At 45.5% G+C, this 17,657-nt stretch carries 14 protein-coding genes; 4 read left to right on the forward strand and 10 right to left on the reverse strand.

What is annotated here, in order from left to right; genetic code table 11:
• Positions 1–9 precede the first annotated feature (9 nt).
• Genes BMW45_RS01435 through BMW45_RS01445 form a run of 3 tightly spaced genes read left to right on the forward strand, consistent with a single transcriptional unit; the run spans position 10 to position 3,601 of the window.
• Positions 10–1,545: an ABC transporter ATP-binding protein gene (locus tag BMW45_RS01435; protein WP_092240232.1), complete on the forward strand. Its 1,536-nt coding sequence runs from the start codon at positions 10–12 to the stop codon at positions 1,543–1,545.
• On the forward strand, positions 1,542–2,651 hold the full coding sequence (locus BMW45_RS01440) for an ABC transporter permease (protein ID WP_092240233.1): 1,110 nt from the start codon (positions 1,542–1,544) through the stop codon (positions 2,649–2,651). Before BMW45_RS01435 ends, BMW45_RS01440 begins: the two co-directional genes overlap by 4 nt.
• On the forward strand, positions 2,648–3,601 hold the full coding sequence (locus tag BMW45_RS01445; protein WP_025231589.1) for an ABC transporter permease: 954 nt from the start codon (positions 2,648–2,650) through the stop codon (positions 3,599–3,601). Before BMW45_RS01440 ends, BMW45_RS01445 begins: the two co-directional genes overlap by 4 nt.
• Before the next feature lie 141 nt (positions 3,602–3,742).
• Here BMW45_RS01445 and BMW45_RS01450 read toward each other — a convergent pair whose 3' ends face one another.
• Positions 3,743–5,131, reverse strand: a complete 1,389-nt coding sequence (locus tag BMW45_RS01450) for a glycine--tRNA ligase (protein ID WP_092240234.1) — start codon at positions 5,129–5,131, stop codon at positions 3,743–3,745.
• A gap of 14 nt (positions 5,132–5,145) precedes the next feature.
• On the reverse strand, positions 5,146–5,775 hold the full coding sequence (locus BMW45_RS01455) for a hypothetical protein (protein ID WP_092240235.1): 630 nt from the start codon (positions 5,773–5,775) through the stop codon (positions 5,146–5,148).
• Between the two features lie 98 nt (positions 5,776–5,873).
• Between BMW45_RS01455 and BMW45_RS27380 the strand changes: the two genes are divergently transcribed.
• Positions 5,874–6,251 carry a hypothetical protein gene (locus BMW45_RS27380; RefSeq protein WP_143057000.1) on the forward strand — a complete coding sequence of 126 codons (378 nt, stop codon included), beginning with the start codon at positions 5,874–5,876 and terminating at the stop codon, positions 6,249–6,251.
• 31 nt (positions 6,252–6,282) lie between these two features.
• Here the strand turns inward: BMW45_RS27380 and recO are convergent, their stop codons facing one another.
• The 8 genes from recO to BMW45_RS01500 form a co-directional block, all read right to left on the reverse strand.
• Positions 6,283–6,948: a DNA repair protein RecO gene (recO, locus tag BMW45_RS01465; RefSeq protein ID WP_092240237.1), complete on the reverse strand. Its 666-nt coding sequence runs from the start codon at positions 6,946–6,948 to the stop codon at positions 6,283–6,285.
• 15 nt (positions 6,949–6,963) lie between these two features.
• On the reverse strand, positions 6,964–7,869 hold the full coding sequence (gene era / locus BMW45_RS01470; protein WP_092240238.1) for a GTPase Era: 906 nt from the start codon (positions 7,867–7,869) through the stop codon (positions 6,964–6,966).
• Between the two features lie 69 nt (positions 7,870–7,938).
• The gene (locus tag BMW45_RS01475; protein WP_092240239.1) at positions 7,939–10,863 is read right to left on the reverse strand and encodes an insulinase family protein; all 2,925 of its coding nucleotides are present in this window, start codon (positions 10,861–10,863) and stop codon (positions 7,939–7,941) included.
• A gap of 188 nt (positions 10,864–11,051) precedes the next feature.
• The gene (locus tag BMW45_RS01480) at positions 11,052–11,876 is read right to left on the reverse strand and encodes a YdcF family protein (protein WP_092240240.1); all 825 of its coding nucleotides are present in this window, start codon (positions 11,874–11,876) and stop codon (positions 11,052–11,054) included.
• A 226-nt stretch (positions 11,877–12,102) separates the two neighbouring features.
• A complete protein-coding gene (locus BMW45_RS01485; protein WP_092240241.1) occupies positions 12,103–13,488 on the reverse strand; it encodes a TrpB-like pyridoxal phosphate-dependent enzyme in 1,386 nt (461 codons plus the stop codon).
• A 521-nt stretch (positions 13,489–14,009) separates the two neighbouring features.
• A complete protein-coding gene (locus BMW45_RS01490) occupies positions 14,010–14,804 on the reverse strand; it encodes a GntR family transcriptional regulator (protein ID WP_166433259.1) in 795 nt (264 codons plus the stop codon).
• A gap of 75 nt (positions 14,805–14,879) precedes the next feature.
• Positions 14,880–15,515 (reverse strand): hypothetical protein, encoded by a 636-nt coding sequence (locus BMW45_RS01495; RefSeq protein WP_092240243.1) that lies wholly within the window; start codon positions 15,513–15,515, stop codon positions 14,880–14,882.
• Between the two features lie 12 nt (positions 15,516–15,527).
• Entirely contained in the window at positions 15,528–17,654 is a 2,127-nt protein-coding gene (locus BMW45_RS01500; RefSeq protein ID WP_025231579.1) for a hydantoinase/oxoprolinase family protein, read from the reverse strand.
• Between the last annotated feature and the right edge of the window lie 3 nt (positions 17,655–17,657).

A 17,657-nucleotide genomic window follows, 5' to 3' on the forward strand; every position in this document is an offset into this window, starting at 1 on the left:
GGGGATTTTATGGACTACATTATTGAGATGCTTCACATCACGAAAGAATTTCCTGGTATCATCGCCAATGATGACATCACTCTGCAATTAAAGAAAGGCGAGATACTTGCTCTGCTTGGTGAGAACGGCGCGGGAAAATCCACGCTCATGAGTGTCCTATTCGGCCTGTACCAGCCGGAAAAAGGCGTCATTAAGGTCAGAGGCAATGAAGAAAAGATAACAGGGCCGCTGGATGCCAATGTTCTGGGTATTGGCATGGTTCATCAGCATTTTAAGCTGGTAGAGAATTTTACCGTACTTCAGAATATTGTTCTGGGCATTGAAACGACGAAACGCGGGTTTTTAAAGATGGATGATGCCCGCAAAAAGGTTATGGATTTAAGCGAGAAATACAAATTATTCGTGGACCCGGATGCGATCATATCGGACATTACCGTTGGCATGCAGCAAAGGGTCGAGATTTTAAAAATGCTTTATCGTGACAATGAAATCATGATTTTTGACGAACCCACCGCGGTTCTTACTCCTCAGGAAATTGAGGAACTGATGCAGATCATGAAAGATCTGGTAAAGGAAGGAAAGTCCATCCTATTTATCACCCACAAGCTCAATGAAATCAAGGCGGTTGCGGACCGCTGTTCTGTCCTGCGCCGCGGTAAATATATTGGAACGGTAGAGGTAGCAGAAACAACACCTGAAGAAATGTCAGAGATGATGGTTGGCCGAAAGGTAAATCTGACCGTTGACAAAAATCCTTCCAAGCCCGGAGATGTTGTGCTGGAAGTAAAGGATCTTTCGGTGGAGGCCAAAAGAGAGGGCCAGACAAAAAAGATGGTCCATGATGTCTCTTTCAAGGTAAAAAGAGGTGAGATCGTCTGTATCGCCGGCATTGACGGCAACGGCCAGACAGAGCTTATCCATGCCATTACCGGCATTTCCGATATGAGCACCGGTACCGTTACCATCAATGGGGAAGACGTGACGAAAAAGAGCATCCGTTACAAAAATACCCATGGTTTGTCCCACATACCGGAGGACCGGCACAAACACGGCCTTGTCCTGGATTATAACCTGGCCTACAACCTGGTTCTTCAGCAGTATTTTGAGAAGGACTTCCAAAGCAATACTTTCTTAAAAAATGACAAGATCTATGAATATGCGGAAAAGCTGATCCAGGATTATGATATAAGAAGCAGTGAAGGCTCCTTTACCACAGCCCGCAGCATGTCCGGCGGAAACCAGCAAAAGGCTATTGTAGCAAGAGAGATCTCTAAGGCTCCCGATATCCTTCTGGCTGTTCAGCCCACCCGTGGCTTAGACGTAGGAGCCATTGAATACATTCACCGCCAGTTGATAAAGCAAAGAGATGCGGGTGCCGCCATTCTCTTAGTATCCCTGGAATTAGACGAAGTCATGAATTTAAGCGACCGGATTCTGGTCATGTTTGAAGGCGGAATCGTAGCCGACCTAAACCCTAAGAACGTTACGGTTCAGGAATTGGGTCTTTATATGGCAGGCGCAAAGAAAGAAGGTGGCAAATCATGAAACCGAAACAAATAAAGGATCATACAGGAATTCTTTCTTCCATTTTTGCCATTGTGCTTGGATTGATCGTAGGCCTGATCATTCTGTTCCTCTGCAATCCGAAGCAGGCTCTTCCCGGATTTGCAACGATTTTATCAGGAGCATTTACCCATGGAGCAAAGGGTGTTGGACAGGTATTTTATTATGCAACTCCCATTATCCTCACCGGTCTTTCTGTGGGGTTTGCCTTTAAGACAGGGCTTTTCAACATCGGAACTCCCGGCCAGTTTATCATGGGAGGGTTTGGTGCTGTCTATGTGGGAATCCTTTGGACATCCTTAGGGCCGGCTCACTGGATCGTCGCCCTTCTTGCCAGCGTCATCTTAGGCGCTGTGTGGGGCCTTGTACCAGGACTTCTAAAGGCCTATTTTAACGTTAACGAAGTAATTGCTTCTATTATGATGAACTACATCGGCATGTATCTGGTTAACTGGATCGTGAAAAGTTATAAGCCCTTATTTAATAACCTGAGAAATGAATCCCGGAATGTGGCAGCAACAGCCAACATTCCAAAGATGGGACTTGATAAGATATTCCCAGGTTCCAGTGTTAACGGCGGTATCCTCATTGCAATCCTTACGGTGATTGTGATCTGGCTCCTTCTTAACAAGACAACCTTCGGCTATGAATTAAAGGCTGTGGGCTTTAACCGGGATGCCAGCAAATACGCGGGTATCAATGAAAAAAAGAGCATTATTTTATCTATGGTAATCGCAGGAGCCATTGCAGGACTTGCAGGCGGGCTCTTGTATCTGGCAGGTACCGGAAAGCACATTGAAATCAAAGATGTGCTGGCATCGGAAGGCTTTACCGGCATTTCCGTTGCATTGCTGGGCTTAAGCAACCCCATCGGAGTACTCTTCTCCGGCATCTTTATCGCATACTTAACGGCCGGGGGATTTTACTTGCAGCTGTTTGAATTTTCAACGGAAATCATTGATATTATCGTTGCAGTTATTATTTATTTCAGCGCCTTTGCTCTTATGGTAAAGATCATTCTTTCTAAAATTCACAGGCAGAAAGGCGAAAAAGCAGAAGCAGCTAAGGAAGGAGGAACGAAATCATGAGCGTAATTTATTTTATTTTTCAGCAGACCATGTATTTCATGATTCCTCTCATGATCGTAGCTTTGGGAGCCATGTTCTCTGAGCGAAGCGGAATCATCAACATTGCTTTGGAAGGAATCATGACCATGGGAGCCTTTACAGGAATCCTGTTTATTCATTTTACAGGCGGCTCCATGAACGGGCAGCTTCAGCTCATTATTGCGGTGTTAATCTCCATGGCAACGGGTATGGTATTTTCCCTGTTCCACGCCTACGCTTCCATTAACATGAAGTCCAATCAGGTAATCAGCGGTACGGCATTAAACATGTTCGCCCCCGCATTTGCCATCTTCGTGGCCCGTGTTATTCAGGGAGTACAGCAGGTTCAGTTTAGCAACACCTTCCGAATTTCATCCGTTCCGTTATTGGGTAAGATTCCGTTTTTCGGTCCTCTCCTGTTCCAGAACGCTTATATCACCACTTATATAGGCATTGCAATCTTTTTGCTTTCAACCATTGTTCTTTATAAAACCCGGTTTGGTTTAAGGCTCCGGTCCTGCGGAGAGCATCCCCAGGCAGCCGATTCCGCCGGTATTAATGTATACCGGATGCAGTATGCAGGCGTAATGATCTCCGGCGCCCTTGGCGGACTTGGAGGACTGGTCTTTGTAGTTCCCACCTCCACCAACTTTAACGCAGACGTAGCCGGTTACGGTTTCCTGGCTCTGGCTGTATTGATCTTCGGCCAGTGGAAGCCGGTCAATATCATGTTTGCCTCCCTTTTCTTCGGACTCATGAAGGCTATCGCATCAGCCTATTCCGGAATTCCATTCCTAAGTGCAATGGGCATTCCAAGTTACTTCTATAAGATGGTGCCTTATATTATTACCTTGATTGTGCTGATCTTCACTTCCAGAAACTCTCAAGCTCCTAAGGCAGAGGGTATTCCTTATGATAAGGGGCAGAGGTAGAGATTAAAGATAGAGGTAAGAGACAGAGATAAAAGATAGAAATAAGAGACAGATAAAAAAAGAAGGAGAAAGAGGCATTTGCCTCTTTCTCCTTCTTTTTTATTTTATGAACTGATGCCTGCTAAATAAACAGGACCATGTTTAGAAACGGAACTTATCCTCAAAGTAGCTCTTCAGCTCTGCAATAGGAACTCTTACCTGCTCCATGGTATCACGGTCACGGACGGTTACGGCGAAATCTTCTTCTGAATCAAAATCATAAGTAACGCAGAATGGAGTACCGATCTCATCCTGTCTTCTATAACGCTTTCCGATGTTGCCTCTGTCGTCGAATTCACAGTTATAATATTTGCAAAGCTCTTCATATACCTTTTCTGCGCCTTCATTCAGCTTCTTGGAAAGAGGCAGAACGCCGATCTTAACAGGTGCAATGGCAGGGTGGAAATGAAGCACTGTACGTACATCTCCTTCTGCGATCTCCTCTTCATCGTATGCAGCACAAAGGAATGCAAGGGTCACACGGTCAGCTCCTAAAGACGGCTCTACTACATAGGGAATATACCGCTCTTTCTTTTCGTCGTCAAAATATGTCATATCCTGTCCGGACGTATTCTGGTGCTGGTTTAAGTCGTAATCGGTTCTGTCTGCAATTCCCCACAACTCGCCCCATCCGAATGGGAACAGGAATTCAATATCAGAGGTTGCCTTACTGTAGAAAGAAAGTTCTTCTTTCTCATGATCCCTGACACGCATCTCGTCTTCTTTGATTCCCAGGGTCTGCAGCCAGTTGATGCAGAATTCTTTCCAGTATGCAAACCATTCAAGATCTGTATCCGGCTCACAGAAAAACTCCAGCTCCATTTGCTCAAATTCTCTGGTACGGAAAGTGAAGTTTCCTGGAGTGATCTCGTTACGGAAGGATTTACCTACCTGTCCGATACCGAATGGTATCTTCTTACGGGAGGTTCTCTGTACGTTTTTGAAGTTTACGAAAATACCCTGTGCTGTCTCTGGTCTTAAGTATACGGTATTTTTGGCATCTTCTGTTACTCCCTGGAAGGTTTTGAACATCAGGTTAAACTGACGGATATCTGTGAAATCATGCTTGCCGCAGCTTGGGCAGCAGATGTTTTTCTCATCAATATAGCTTTTCATCTCTTCCTGGGACCAGGCATCAACAGAGCTTTCGATGGTGATATTATTCTCAGCCATGTAATCTTCTATCAGTTTATCTGCACGGAAACGCTCCTTACATGCCTTGCAGTCCATCAGCGGGTCGGAAAAGCCGCCTAAATGTCCGGAAGCAACCCAGGTCTGGGAGTTCATCAGGATGGCACAGTCTACGCCTACGTTGTATGGGCTTTCCTGAATAAATTTCTGCCACCATGCTTTTTTTACATTGTTCTTCAGTTCTACGCCTAAGTTGCCGTAATCCCAGGTATTTGCAAGGCCGCCGTAAATTTCGGAGCCAGGATATACAAATCCTCTTGATTTTGCAAGTCCCACAATCTTTTCCATTGTCTTTTCCATGATCTTAACCTCTCTTATTTAAAAATGATGTAATTTTTCCCTTTTGCTGTCTGTACGGTATAGCGATCTTTTATAACTGCATTCTTAGAAACAAATAAAAGCCTTCCCTGGGTTTGTATTGTCACCGGGCTGGGTGTCTCCACAACGATGGCAAAGCTATCCCCTTTGTTGGACAAAGCTTTTTTTTCTGCTGGTTTTCCATCAGAGGCTTTTACAAATGCCACTCCTTCTGACTCGCTCTGTCGCAGTACTTCGGACAAACGGGTCACAGTGATGGAATCCACCTGGTTTTCTTTGTCCTCATACTGTGAGGCAAAGCCTGCTAAGTCACTTCCTGATGCATAGTGGAAAACCATCTTGGCATTTCCGTTTTCCATTGTGCAGGAATCCAGGGTTACCGCTCCCTGACCATGGGTCTCGTTATATCCGGAAACAGCTTCTTCCAGATAGGCTTTCAATTCTTCTGCATGATAATATTCCTGTTCCGCATAGGTTTCCACTGTGGCGGTCTGAAGGGTTCCTTCTTCCGTTACATAAATTCTGCTGCTCTCCGCATTCAAGGTGCCGCCGCCGCTCCTGCCTAAGCAGCCTGTCAGCATTCCGGCGGCTAGAATGGCAGCCAGAAAGGCTTTCTTTTTTTTCATCCATTTCCCTCCTGCATTGAATTCGTTGTTACGCGGATTCGGGTGCTTATTAAACTGAAGTGTTGGTGTGAATTGGTGTGTGTTGATAGAGCAAGACCGTGAACGCAGTGCAGCCTGTGGAGCTGCGGTGCAGCCCGTGGAGCTGCGGTGCAGCCTGTGAAGCTGCGGTGCAGCCTGTGGAGCTGCGGTGCAGCCTGTGGAGCTGCGGTGCAGCCTGTGGAGCTGCGGTGCAGCCTGTGGAGCTGCGGTGCAGCCTGTGGAGCTGCGGTGCAGCCTGTGGAGCTGCGGTGCAGCCTGTGGAGCTGCGGTGCAGCCTGTGGAGCTGCGGTGCAGCCCGTAAGTCCGCAGTGCAGCCCGTGAAGCCGCAGGCTTCACGGGCTCACGGGCGTTCGCCCTATGAATCAGGGCACAAGAAAATTTTCTTATGTGCAAGCACAACGAAAATTTTCTCGTGCCCTGATTCGCACTGCTCATAGCATTCCTGAACATTATACCAAACCCCACCTGTCATTTCAATACTTTCCAGCCAGTCATGGTGTGTAAAATCTCCAGGGAATGAAATTCCCTGTCCACATAGCGCTTTTTATTGATCTCCACACAGCGGACAAATTCCTCCAGTACCGGATCTGTCAAAGTAAAGGTGTATAGGTGCTCTGCCGGTGAGGCGATCACATATTCCCATGCATAGCTTGCCGAATCACTGACAGGGCAGGGAGGGGCCTCTGTATATTCTCCGTTTAACACCATTGCTTTCAGTTCAAAAATCCTTTGTACCAGCTCATTTTTCAGAGCTGGTTTTAAAAGCGCCCGTATGGACTGGTATAGTAGCTTTAAAAGACCTGTTCCGTCCATATTCTCCCTGGCGTAATAATCAGCCAGTTCCAGAAAATAGGATCCATAGCAGGTTCCTTCTACATCCAGGGACAATGCTTCAAAATAATTGGTGATCTCCGTAGACCGAAGAGTATAGGAATCCCTGCCCTCATATAGGGAAAACTGCCCGAAGGCAAAGGGGCGGCTAACCCCCATGAATGGACTCCCCGGTCTTCTGGCCCCTCTGGCAAATGCGGTGATCTTTCCTCTTTCCCTGGTGAGTATCACAAGGCGCTTATCCATTTCTCCAACCGGGGACACTTTTATTACCATCCCCGTCATGGTTTCAACTTCCCTCAATTCCTACCACCACTTTTAAATGTCTTTTTCATTATATCCATAATTCTTCATATACAGCTCGCTGTCACGCCATTCTTTCCGGACCTTGACCCATAGCTGTAAATTTACTTTTGTATCCATCAGAGCTTCTATTTCCCTGCGGGCAGAGCTTCCGATCTTTTTCAGCATGGAACCGCCTTTTCCAATGACGATCCCCTTGTGGGATTCCCGTTCGCAGATAATTTCGGCTTCAATATCCATGATGCCGTTATCCCGCTCCTTCATCTTCTCAATTGTAACCGCGATCCCGTGGGGAATCTCATCATTTAAAAGACGAAGGGCTTTTTCCCTGATAAGCTCTGCTGAAATCTGACGCATGGGCTGGTCTGTTACCGTATCCTCATCGTAATACTGAGGCCCCTTTGGAAGATATTTATAGATGAGTTCTAGCATCAGGTCTGTATTTTTGTCCTTTAGAGCGGAAACTGGCACGATCTCGGCAAACTGGCAGACATCTTTATAAGCGCTTATGAAGGTTAAGATATCCTCCTGGTTTTTCACTGTGTCAATTTTATTAATGACAAGGATCACAGGAGTTTTTACCTGGCTTAACTGCTCTGCAATATGCTGCTCCCCGGCCCCGATGTAGGTAGTCGGTTCTACCAGCCAGAGCACCACATCCACTTCCTTTAAGGTGCGCTCCGCTACGCTTACCATATATTCACCCAGCTTGTTTTTTGCCTTATGAATTCCGGGGGTATCAAGGAAGATGATCTGTCCTCTCTCATCCGTATACACGGTCTGGATCCGGTTTCTGGTTGTCTGGGGCTTATCGGAAGTTATAGCGATCTTCTGGCCGATGAGATGGTTCATCAGGGTGGACTTTCCAACATTGGGACGTCCGATCAGGGTAACAAAGCCTGATTTATAGTTGTTTTCCATATAGGGGTTTCCTTTCCTCTTTCGTGTCCACGTTTTTTGGACATTAAGGTATGCCTGTAAGGCTTTGTATTATGAGTGGAACAGGTTCTTGGTTTCTCCAAACAGATCCTTATCCGCTTCTATTTTTTCTTCATTTCCAATGACGCAGAGACTTCCTGTATTTAAAACGGCGTTTACAAGAGATGCCAGATTGCGGATATCTTCCTGAGTGGCGTTTAATACTTCTTCCCGTTCTTTTTCCATCATTTCCCGGTCAACTCCGGATAAATAGGCGGAAAGGCCGCGGTTTCCTCTGGTAGACGGAGGGTACGGCACATCCATGTCACTGATGGTACCGATGACATACTTTGTCATATCACGGTCCGTTGCCTGAAAGCTCTCTAAATAATCCACGACTCCGTCATAGATCTGATTTGTTTCTCTTACGTTTGGATCCCGGTAGGAGGTAAAGTACCCTTCTCCTGAACGGCCAAATCCGCTCATGCAGCCATAGGCTCCTCCTTTGACTCTTAAATTGATCCACAGGTAATCATAGCTTAAAATGACTTTCAATATTTTAAGAGCACCGGTATATTCCTGGCCGCTGCCCGCAAAGGTTCCGCATCTGGCCACATAATTGACCTGGGAAGCCGTGCTGAAGCCTTCGTTTCTGTTTCCAGGTGAAAAAGTAAAGGGATAGCGGGTTCCTTCTCCTTCAGGCAGTAAGTCTGTGAGCTTTTTAAGAGCCTCGGGAAGTAACTTATATCCTTCTTCATCTGCCGTATAGCTGACCAGCATGTTTTGGGAAGTGAAGAGCTTTTCCATGACCGCTTTTAAGCGGGCAATGATCTCCTTCTTGCGGGTAGGATATTCCTTTTCCAGATTCTCTAAAAATTCATAGTATCCGATTCCGCCGGTTAAATCATTAAATGAAGAGGTGGCGGAATAGTAAGAAGTAGCCCTGGCCACAGCTGCCGAATGGCAGGAACCTTCCAGCTTCATTCTGGCTCTTGACCTGGTTTCACTGATGACTTCGCCTACCCGCTTTTCATCATCTAAAATAGAACGGGTCAGGATCTCGCCAAGAATAGAGAAGCCAAAGTCCAGCTTCTCATAAAGCACTCTGCCACTTGCCATAAAAAAGCCTTTAAATTCTCCGTTATTTTTTAAGTCTGGATAAGAGGATACGCTAAAGCTTACACCGCCGCTGTTTAAATGGATCTCACTGGTTAAGTCCCCATAGGTGAAGTTTTCTGTATTTACATAGCCAAGCAGGGATTTTAAAAATCCAACGTATGGCAGATCCTCGACAGGAACTGCGGAAGTATCGAACAGAACCTTTAAATACCCGATTCCGGAGGTAAGCATCTCATGATGGATCACCTTAACGCCATGAGCTGATTTTTCTTCCCAAATGATTTCCTCTGCTTCCTTGCTTATATCTTCTCTCGTAAGCATGGGAATCATCTCCAGCATCTCCTGGGGAGATGGGGTTTCCTGGTATTCTTTTAAAGCACGGGTCTGTTCTGCCAGTTCCCGAAGCTCTTCTTCTGAAAGGGAGGCTTTGTATGCGGCCAGCTTCTTCGCTTCCTTCTCATCCTCCATTGCCGTTAAGTTCTTTTTGGGGCTTACGGTTAAGATGGCCTCAAAAGGATTGTCCAGAAGGTATTCTCTGATGAGCAGTTCAAAATATCCGTCATCTACCACCTTTTTCAGATAATCAAAGGTATCCTGGTATTCTAAGTGCATCATCGGATCTCCGTCATAGAGCCAGCTGTCCATGCATTGAAGCCCATACATCAGGCCCTTTGGCGCTGAACCGTAATCCGCTTCCCGGTAACGGAATTCGTAATAGTTCATTCCTGCTTTCAGACTCTTCCTGTTGATGCCTTCATCTGCAAGCTTTCTTAAAGTACCTTTTACAACGGCGAGAAATTCTCCTCTCTGCTCCTTGTTTGCATTTTTTGCAATGATGGTAAAATAGGGCTGTAAAATGCCGCTGTCGTACCCGCCTAAAATGTCCTGGCCGATCCCGGCATCAATTAAAGCCTGCTTTAAGGGTGCACCCGGCGCATCCAAAAGGGTGTATTCCAGAATCTGGAATGCAATATAAAGCCTGGGATCTAAGTCTGTTCCCACGGCTGTACTGATGGAAAGATAAGTGGCATTTTCTTCAGACTCTCCTTCGGTAATGGAATAGAACGTCTCTCCCTCTACCGGATTTAAGAATGGTTTTTGTCTAGGAATACTGGAATCGATTGATATTTCGTCGTATTGGCTTAGGTATTCTTTATCAAGCCATACGAGTTTTTCTTCCATGTTCATATCTCCATACAGGTAAATATAACTGTTGGAGGGATGATAATATCTCTTATGAAAGGCTAGAAAATCTTCATAGGTCAGATCCGGAATAAAGGCAGGATCTCCGCCTGATTCCTGACCGTAGCAGTTATCCGGGAAAAGAGTTTTTCTGGTATAGCGGTCCAGAACTTCTTCCGGAGAAGAAAATGCTCCCTTCATTTCGTTATATACTACTCCATTGTAAATCAGAGCAGATTCCGGGCTTTCCAGTTCATAATGCCAGCCTTCTTGCATGAAGATCTTTGGTTCCCTGTAAATATTGGGATGTAGTACGGCATCCAGGTACACGTTCATCAAATTCTGGAAATCCTTTTCATTGCAGCTGGCTACCGGGTATACCGTTTTATCTGGGTAGGTCATTGCATTTAGGAAGGTGTTAAGGGAACCCTTTACCAGTTCGACAAACGGATCTTTCACCGGAAATTTGTCTGATCCGCAGAGCACGCTGTGCTCCAGAATGTGGGCAACACCGGTGCTGTCTGACGGAGGGGTACGGAATCCGATGGAAAATACTTTGTTCTCATCATCACAGGATACGAGGAACAGCCTGGCTCCGCTTTTTTTATGGCGGAGTACACATCCGGATGCATTGATCTCTTTTAATTCCTTTTCTTCTACAACCTCATAGGCTGCAAGGTTTTTAAACTGATTCATTCTGTGTTTTTTTCCTCCTGCATGTTCTTATTATACGTGAGTCCGCAGTGCAGCAAGCGAATCTGGAAGATTCGCTTGCCCACGGGCATTCGCTCTATGAAATAGGCCATGAGAAGATTTATTTATGTGCAAGCACATAAGTTAATCTTCTCATGGCCTATTTCGCACTGCTCATTGCATTCGTGTAATTACATATTGCCCACTAATTTGTCTTTTAATATGGCTGCGCACTCTCTAACGCAAAAGTGTACGAAAAGAATGGGGTCAGATCCGCAGGATATGCCATAGATATCCGGTATTCCCCATTTTTTCCCAATCTGCAGCGCCCGAAATACATGGAAATCACTGGTGAGTACTCCAATTTTAATGGGCTTATCCGGCACCTCTTCAAAGGTTCCTGGCTCCATGAAAATCGGTTGATCCAGACGGCGGGCTTTCCTCTCCACCTGGTCTGCTTCAATGGCCACACGGCTGTATGCAATATTCTCAACCGTGCTGGTGGAGCGTGTCTCTAAGATCAGCTGTTCCTCTCTTACTCCGTTAAAGACCAGATAATCCCGCATGGCAGCAGCTTCACTGACAGGTTCGTCATCACCTTGGCCGCCGGACAGCACCAGAATCGTAGATGGATTTTCATCTAAGTACTCCATGGCTTTATCCAGCCGTTTTTTTAGGGAATTACTGATTCCTGTTTCTTTTACCCTGGCTCCTAATACTATGACATAGTCCAGGTTGGAAGTATCCCGGGCAGCAACTCCCGTAAATACCAGGATTTCCACCACCAGAAATATCAGAATTCCGGTACAGCACATGGTAATCACCGAAACCGGAATCCATAAGGGAACCTTATCCTTATGTTTTACATAGGCTTCCCATCCTATCGGCAGCAATATGCATATGGCAGCAAATACAAGCCATATAAAAGAAAGAGATGTTGTCAGACCTGAATAAAGAATGATCACAACATAATAAATAATGCAGGAAACGGCCATCAGCCAAAAAATTAACGCCATATGCCAGCCTCCATTCTAAACTTTTTAAAACCAGGTAAATTCTGGGCATAATTCCTTTATAGCATACCACAATATGGGGATTTCTACAACTGTCACTGAAATTATAGCGAAATCAGATATGGATGTACCATATGAATTTATGAGAATCCTGTAAAAGGCGGCCGGCGAAAGAAAAACAGTACCTGTCTTCTTCTGCCAGCCGCCTTTATCTCTCACAAACGGTGTTTTATTCCATATTACCCGGGAATCTTGGAATTCCGTCAAATCCAACCTTTAAATCATCATCCGTTGGAATATAGTCTGTCATCACTCCGTCATGGAATTTTTCATATGCCATCATATCAAAATATCCTGTACCTGTAAGGCCAAAGAGGATCGTCTTTTCTTCACCTGTCTCTTTGCATTTCAAAGCCTCATCGATTGCCGCTTTAATCGCATGACTGCTTTCCGGCGCCGGAAGGATTCCTTCTACTCTTGCAAACTGTTCTGCCGCCTCAAACACTGCTGTCTGCTCTACAGAACGCGCTTCCATGTATCCGTCATGATAAAGCTGTGACAAGGTGGAACTCATCCCATGATACCGCAGGCCTCCTGCATGGTTTGCTGATGGAATAAACCCACTTCCCAGAGTATACATTTTTGCCAGCGGACAAACCATTCCGGTATCACAAAAATCATAAGCAAAAACACCTCGTGTCAGGCTTGGGCAGGATGCGGGTTCTACTGCAATAAACCGGTAATCTGCTTCGCCCCTGAGTTTTTCACCCATAAACGGAGAGATCAGTCCTCCCAGATTGGAGCCGCCGCCTGCACATCCGATAATGATATCAGGCTTGATTCCGTATTTATCCATTGCAATCTTGGCTTCCATTCCGATCACCGACTGATGCAGCAGCACCTGATTCAAGACGCTTCCCAGCACATATCGATACCCCTCTGTGTGCGTTGCCACTTCCACTGCCTCAGAAATGGCACAACCCAGACTTCCTGTGGTTCCGGGATGCTCAGCCAGGATCTTCCTCCCTACCTCTGTTTCTTCAGACGGAGATGGGGTCACGCTTGCTCCATACGTGCGCATTACTTCTCTGCGGAAGGGCTTTTGTTCGTAGGAACACTTAACCATATAGACCTTGCAGTCCAAATCCAGGTAAGAGCATGCCATGGAAAGAGCCGTCCCCCACTGCCCTGCCCCGGTCTCAGTGGTCACTCCCTTTAACCCCTGCTCTTTTGCGTAATAAGCCTGAGCAATAGCAGAATTCAGCTTATGGCTTCCGCTTGTATTATTGCCTTCAAATTTGTAATAAATTTTAGCCGGAGTCTTTAGCTTCTCTTCCAGGCAGTATGCTCTTACCAATGGGGCCGGACGGTACATTTTATAAAAGTCAAGTATTTTTTGCGGAATTTCTATAAAACGATTATCATTATCCAGCTCTTGTTTTACCAGCTCCTTGCAAAATACAGTTCCAAGTTCCTCTTCTGACATTGGCTGTAAGGTTCCAGGATTTAAAAGGGGAGCCGGCTTATTCTTCATGTCGGCACGCACGTTGTACCACTCTTTGGGCATCTCGCTTTCTTCCAGATAAATTTTGTAGGGAATCTTGTTTTCACTCATATAAAAATCTCCTTTCCTCTTTCCTGCCCATGGTCTTTGGGCATAAAGGTATACCCGTAGGGTGTTTCCTCTTTCCTGCCCATGGTCTTTGGGCATACTTCCTTCCGGGATAAGTAGATTTTTAAAATAAAAAATACTCTTATCCCTCACAATAAATTATTGCAGGGACAAGAGTATGAATCGTCATAACTCCTGCGGTGCCACCCGGCTTGATGCATCTGGTGCATCCTCTCACGCATACTGACATATGCTGACTTTCTTAACGGAGTTTACTCTCCGGCTCACCTACTTACCATTCAGTTCGCCCTCAGAAGCCCATTCCCAACTGCCTTTCCCTGCCGCAATCCCACCGCCTGCAGCTCTCTGTGTGGTAAGTACAATGGTACTTGCTCTTCCTCATAGGTTTAAAAAAACTCTAACACGGGAAGTGTTAATTGTCAATAATTTTTACTTTAGTTTTACCCGGATTAAGACACTTTATTACCAGCCTCCAGTTCATAAGCCGCTTTTTCATCTCTCCCCTATAGAAAGGACTGAAATGTTTCAAAGAAATCATCGGTCCATGGAATATTCACGTAATCTTCATTGATGTTTCTCTTAAACAGGCTGGGGTACTTTTTAATTAACTCTTTTTTGTCCCTGTCCAATTTAAAAAGGTGCTTTTGCAGCACGTACAGCAATTCTTTGGTATCCCTTGTCTGCAGAGCGAGTATGATCTCCTCATGCTGGGCAACTATCTCTTTTACGTTTTGCGTTTCCCGGCAGCTAAGCAGCCGTATCCTCCTGAAATGGCCTCCAACATTATTGATAGTCTGAAAACTGAAAAGTCGGTCTGTTACCCGGTAAAATATTTTATGGAACTCATCATCCATATGCAAAAACTTCCTTACATCCCCATTGCCCATCTCGGCAAAGGCTTTCTGTTCCATCAGGTTGTTCTGTAATTCTACTAAGTCCGTAGGAGTATGGCATGCCATAAACAGCTTCATAACCTCCTCTTCTACGGCAAGCCTTAGAAAACGTTCCTGTTCCACTCTATCTAAATCTATCTTGGACACCCTTGTTCCTCTCTGAGGGAGAAGGGTCACCAGATCTTCCTGTTCAAGCCTGATGAGCGCATCTCTGACCGGAGTTCGCCCAATGTTTAACAAATCACAAATATCCCTGATACTTAAGTTAATTCCCGGCCTTAAATGAAGATCCAGGATTTTCTCACGGAGAAGCTGATACGCATTGTTATCTGTGCTTTCTCCCTGACGGGAAGCCTCCTCCTGGCCACTGGCGGAAGCTATGGTTCCTTTATATAATTCCAACATTGAACCTCCTTTTATTATTGACCATATTTTTTCTATAATCGCCATTTTCCAACAATAAAATAATCATATTTCATTTTATAGGATAGAGGAGAAAAAATCAATAGAACAAACACCCGTCTTAATTAATAAACACATTTCAAACAGGCAGGGAGAATAGGGTAACCCACTCATTATTTTAGAAAAATGAATGGCTCCCACCTCTCCTGCCCCGTCAAGGCCTCTGGACCTGGGTAACAGATTCCATACCGGTCTTTTTAACATTTTACTGCGGGTATAAATCCCCGGCGTGTTTTCTTCGATCCAGTGGAAAATTTCATGGAACAGGACTACCTCTTCCAGTACTTCAGCCCGTATTATCTCCGATATATCATTTTCTCTTATAAAATCTTTTATTGCATTTAAGGTACTATCATTTAACATGACAGTACCTTCTTCCGGCTCAAATATTCCCATATATAAAAATGGTCTTCTCAGTTCTTCTGTTGTCCGTTTTATGGATAATCCCATTGCACCGGCAAGAGAGACACCGGAAATATTTCCATAGAGTTCCTTAAACTCTGATGCACATTTTTCTGCCGCTGCCATGGAATAAAACAGAATTTCCTTTTCTTCCTCTTCTGACAGTTCACAGGAAGCCGGGTGATTTTTCAGCACCCGGCTATACCATGTTCCATCTTCAGCAGCAGCAATTTTTTCTATCAGTTCCTGCATATGCTCCATCTCTTACAGCTCGTTGCGGGCCAGGACCAGGATGATTTCTGCATCTTCCTTTATATCAATAAGCTCAACCCCGGCCAAACCGGATACCTGTTCCAGGGCCGGAATTCCGGAATAATCGATCACCCTGGATTCTGCCGCAATATAGCAATCCGGATTGATCCTGACTTCACTTGAAAAGTTACTGGCCTTATCCCAAGCCAGTTTTAAATCCTCACGGAGCCTGGATTTCGTTGTTACCAGTACCGTACCATTGGATCTTTGCACTTTCACAAAGCCTTTTTTATCTATCATTCTCACGGGAGTCTTCCCGTCTTTTTCTGCAGTTACTACAAAGATAGAACCATTGCTTCCAGCCATCTTCATCTTTGACTGTTCCAGGCCAATGGATTCTGCTGCGATTTGAAGTGCTTCTTCCTCATCACAATTCTTCATTAAGTCTGTGGTCTTAACTTCCGTAGAACCCATGGCAATTGCCGTAACCTTCTGGGCCTGCTCATCAATTTCCACATAGACTTCAATGCTGTCTTCCACTGCACCGCTGTTCATGGCCAAAGCTTTTGCTTCTTTCTTTAGGGCTGCTATATCTTCCGCAGTGGGATTGGGAATGGTCCGCTCTACCATTTCTCTTACCATGGCCAGTGCCACACCGATAGAAGAAATAACCTCGGCATTTACCGGTATCTGGTATTTAAAATTCATTTCATTGGCCGTAAAGGTCAACAGTGTTCCGGCACCGCCTCCGGCACCAACTAACACGATCTGTTCTCTTTCAATTTTATATTTATCGATCAGGTCCTCAATGACTGGTTTGATTTTATCACAAGCCTTCTGAAGAACTGCTCTTGCCGTATCTTCAATGGACAAGCCTACTTCATCAGCCAGAAGCTGCATGGCTTTGCAGCTGGATTCGTAATTGCCCATTGCGTAATCCCCATCTTCCAGAATTCCAAGTACATTGGCGGCGCAGGTGTTTGTGATGGTTACGCTTTCGCCGTTCTTTAAGCGGATCGCCACATAGTCACTGGGGTCATTTTCACGAGGCTTGATGTAATATAATTCTGCCCCTTCAAACAGCTCCGGCTCTGTGAAACACGCATATCCCATATTGGCAATATGGGCGGAACGGGGACCCACATCAACGATGGCACCCTTTTTTGCACGGATCATACTTCCGCCGGCAACACCCAGCACCCGGACATCCAAGCTGTTTACATAGGTTCTGTGTCCTCCGATAATGGAATAATCCACTGCCGGACGGCCGTTTTTGATCACCCCGATGTTGGTAGAGGTTCCGCCAACCTCAAAATAAATACCGTTGGAAGCCCGCAGATACATAAGTGCCCCGATCACGCTGGCTGCAGGTCCTGAGAGCATGGTAAGGATAGGACGCTTTTTCATTTCATTGATTTCCATGACTCCGCCGTCACCGCGCATGATCATAAGGGGAACCGTTACCTTTGCGGCACGTACACTTCGCTCTGTGGAATTGGCAGTGTCCAGCATTTTCGGCAGAATCGATGCATTGAGGCAGGCGGTGCGGGTACGGGTTGTCAGTCCATAGAGCTTTGTAATATCAGAAGCCACGGTACAGGGGATTCCCTGGCCTTCCGCAATCTCTGCAACCATGCGCTCTTCTTTCATATTATCCACGCCAAATGCCTTGCTGGCTACGATCACCTTATCTCCCTGATCTGCCATCTTATTGATCACAGAAGATACGTTATCCGGTGTCATATCCTTGGTTTTCATAAAACTATGGTCAATATTGATCCACTTTCCGGTGCCTAAATCAATATCCTTGATTTTTGTCTGGCGTTTTGTAAAGAATGCCTCCAGACCGCCGCCGCTCATTCCGATCACTCCGACTTTGGCCACATCTCCTTCTAACAAAGCATTGGTCGCCTGAGTGGTGCTGTGAGCAATAAAAATTACCTCTTCCGGTTTAATATCATTCTCAGAAAGACATTTTTTAAATGCTTCCACAACACCTGTTGCCACTCCGTTTTCGTCGTGGTGGGTTGTCATTACCGACCCTTTACCTACAATTTCGTTTGTGCTGTTGTCTATCGCTACGGCCTTTGTATGGGTTCCGCCCACATCAATGCCAATTCTTATTGCTCTGTTGCTCATTCG

The organism is Lacrimispora sphenoides, from assembly GCF_900105215.1.
Classification (GTDB): domain Bacteria; phylum Bacillota; class Clostridia; order Lachnospirales; family Lachnospiraceae; genus Lacrimispora; species Lacrimispora sphenoides_A.

Bases quoted from the DNA above. Each gene is read 5' to 3' on its own strand.
- BMW45_RS01435 (WP_092240232.1), top strand. From the start codon at position 10: ATGGACTACATTATTGAGATGCTTCACATCACGAAAGAATTTCCTGGT.
- BMW45_RS01440 (WP_092240233.1), top strand. From the start codon at position 1,542: ATGAAACCGAAACAAATAAAGGATCATACAGGAATTCTTTCTTCCATT.
- BMW45_RS01445 (WP_025231589.1), top strand. From the start codon at position 2,648: ATGAGCGTAATTTATTTTATTTTTCAGCAGACCATGTATTTCATGATT.
- BMW45_RS01450 (WP_092240234.1), bottom strand. From the start codon at position 5,131: ATGGAAAAGACAATGGAAAAGATTGTGGGACTTGCAAAATCAAGAGGA.
- BMW45_RS01455 (WP_092240235.1), bottom strand. From the start codon at position 5,775: ATGAAAAAAAAGAAAGCCTTTCTGGCTGCCATTCTAGCCGCCGGAATG.
- era (WP_092240238.1), bottom strand. From the start codon at position 7,869: ATGGAAAACAACTATAAATCAGGCTTTGTTACCCTGATCGGACGTCCC.
- BMW45_RS01475 (WP_092240239.1), bottom strand. From the start codon at position 10,863: ATGAATCAGTTTAAAAACCTTGCAGCCTATGAGGTTGTAGAAGAAAAG.
- BMW45_RS01480 (WP_092240240.1), bottom strand. From the start codon at position 11,876: ATGGCGTTAATTTTTTGGCTGATGGCCGTTTCCTGCATTATTTATTAT.
- BMW45_RS01485 (WP_092240241.1), bottom strand. From the start codon at position 13,488: ATGAGTGAAAACAAGATTCCCTACAAAATTTATCTGGAAGAAAGCGAG.
- BMW45_RS01490 (WP_166433259.1), bottom strand. From the start codon at position 14,804: ATGTTGGAATTATATAAAGGAACCATAGCTTCCGCCAGTGGCCAGGAG.
- BMW45_RS01495 (WP_092240243.1), bottom strand. From the start codon at position 15,515: ATGCAGGAACTGATAGAAAAAATTGCTGCTGCTGAAGATGGAACATGG.
- BMW45_RS01500 (WP_025231579.1), bottom strand. From the start codon at position 17,654: ATGAGCAACAGAGCAATAAGAATTGGCATTGATGTGGGCGGAACCCAT.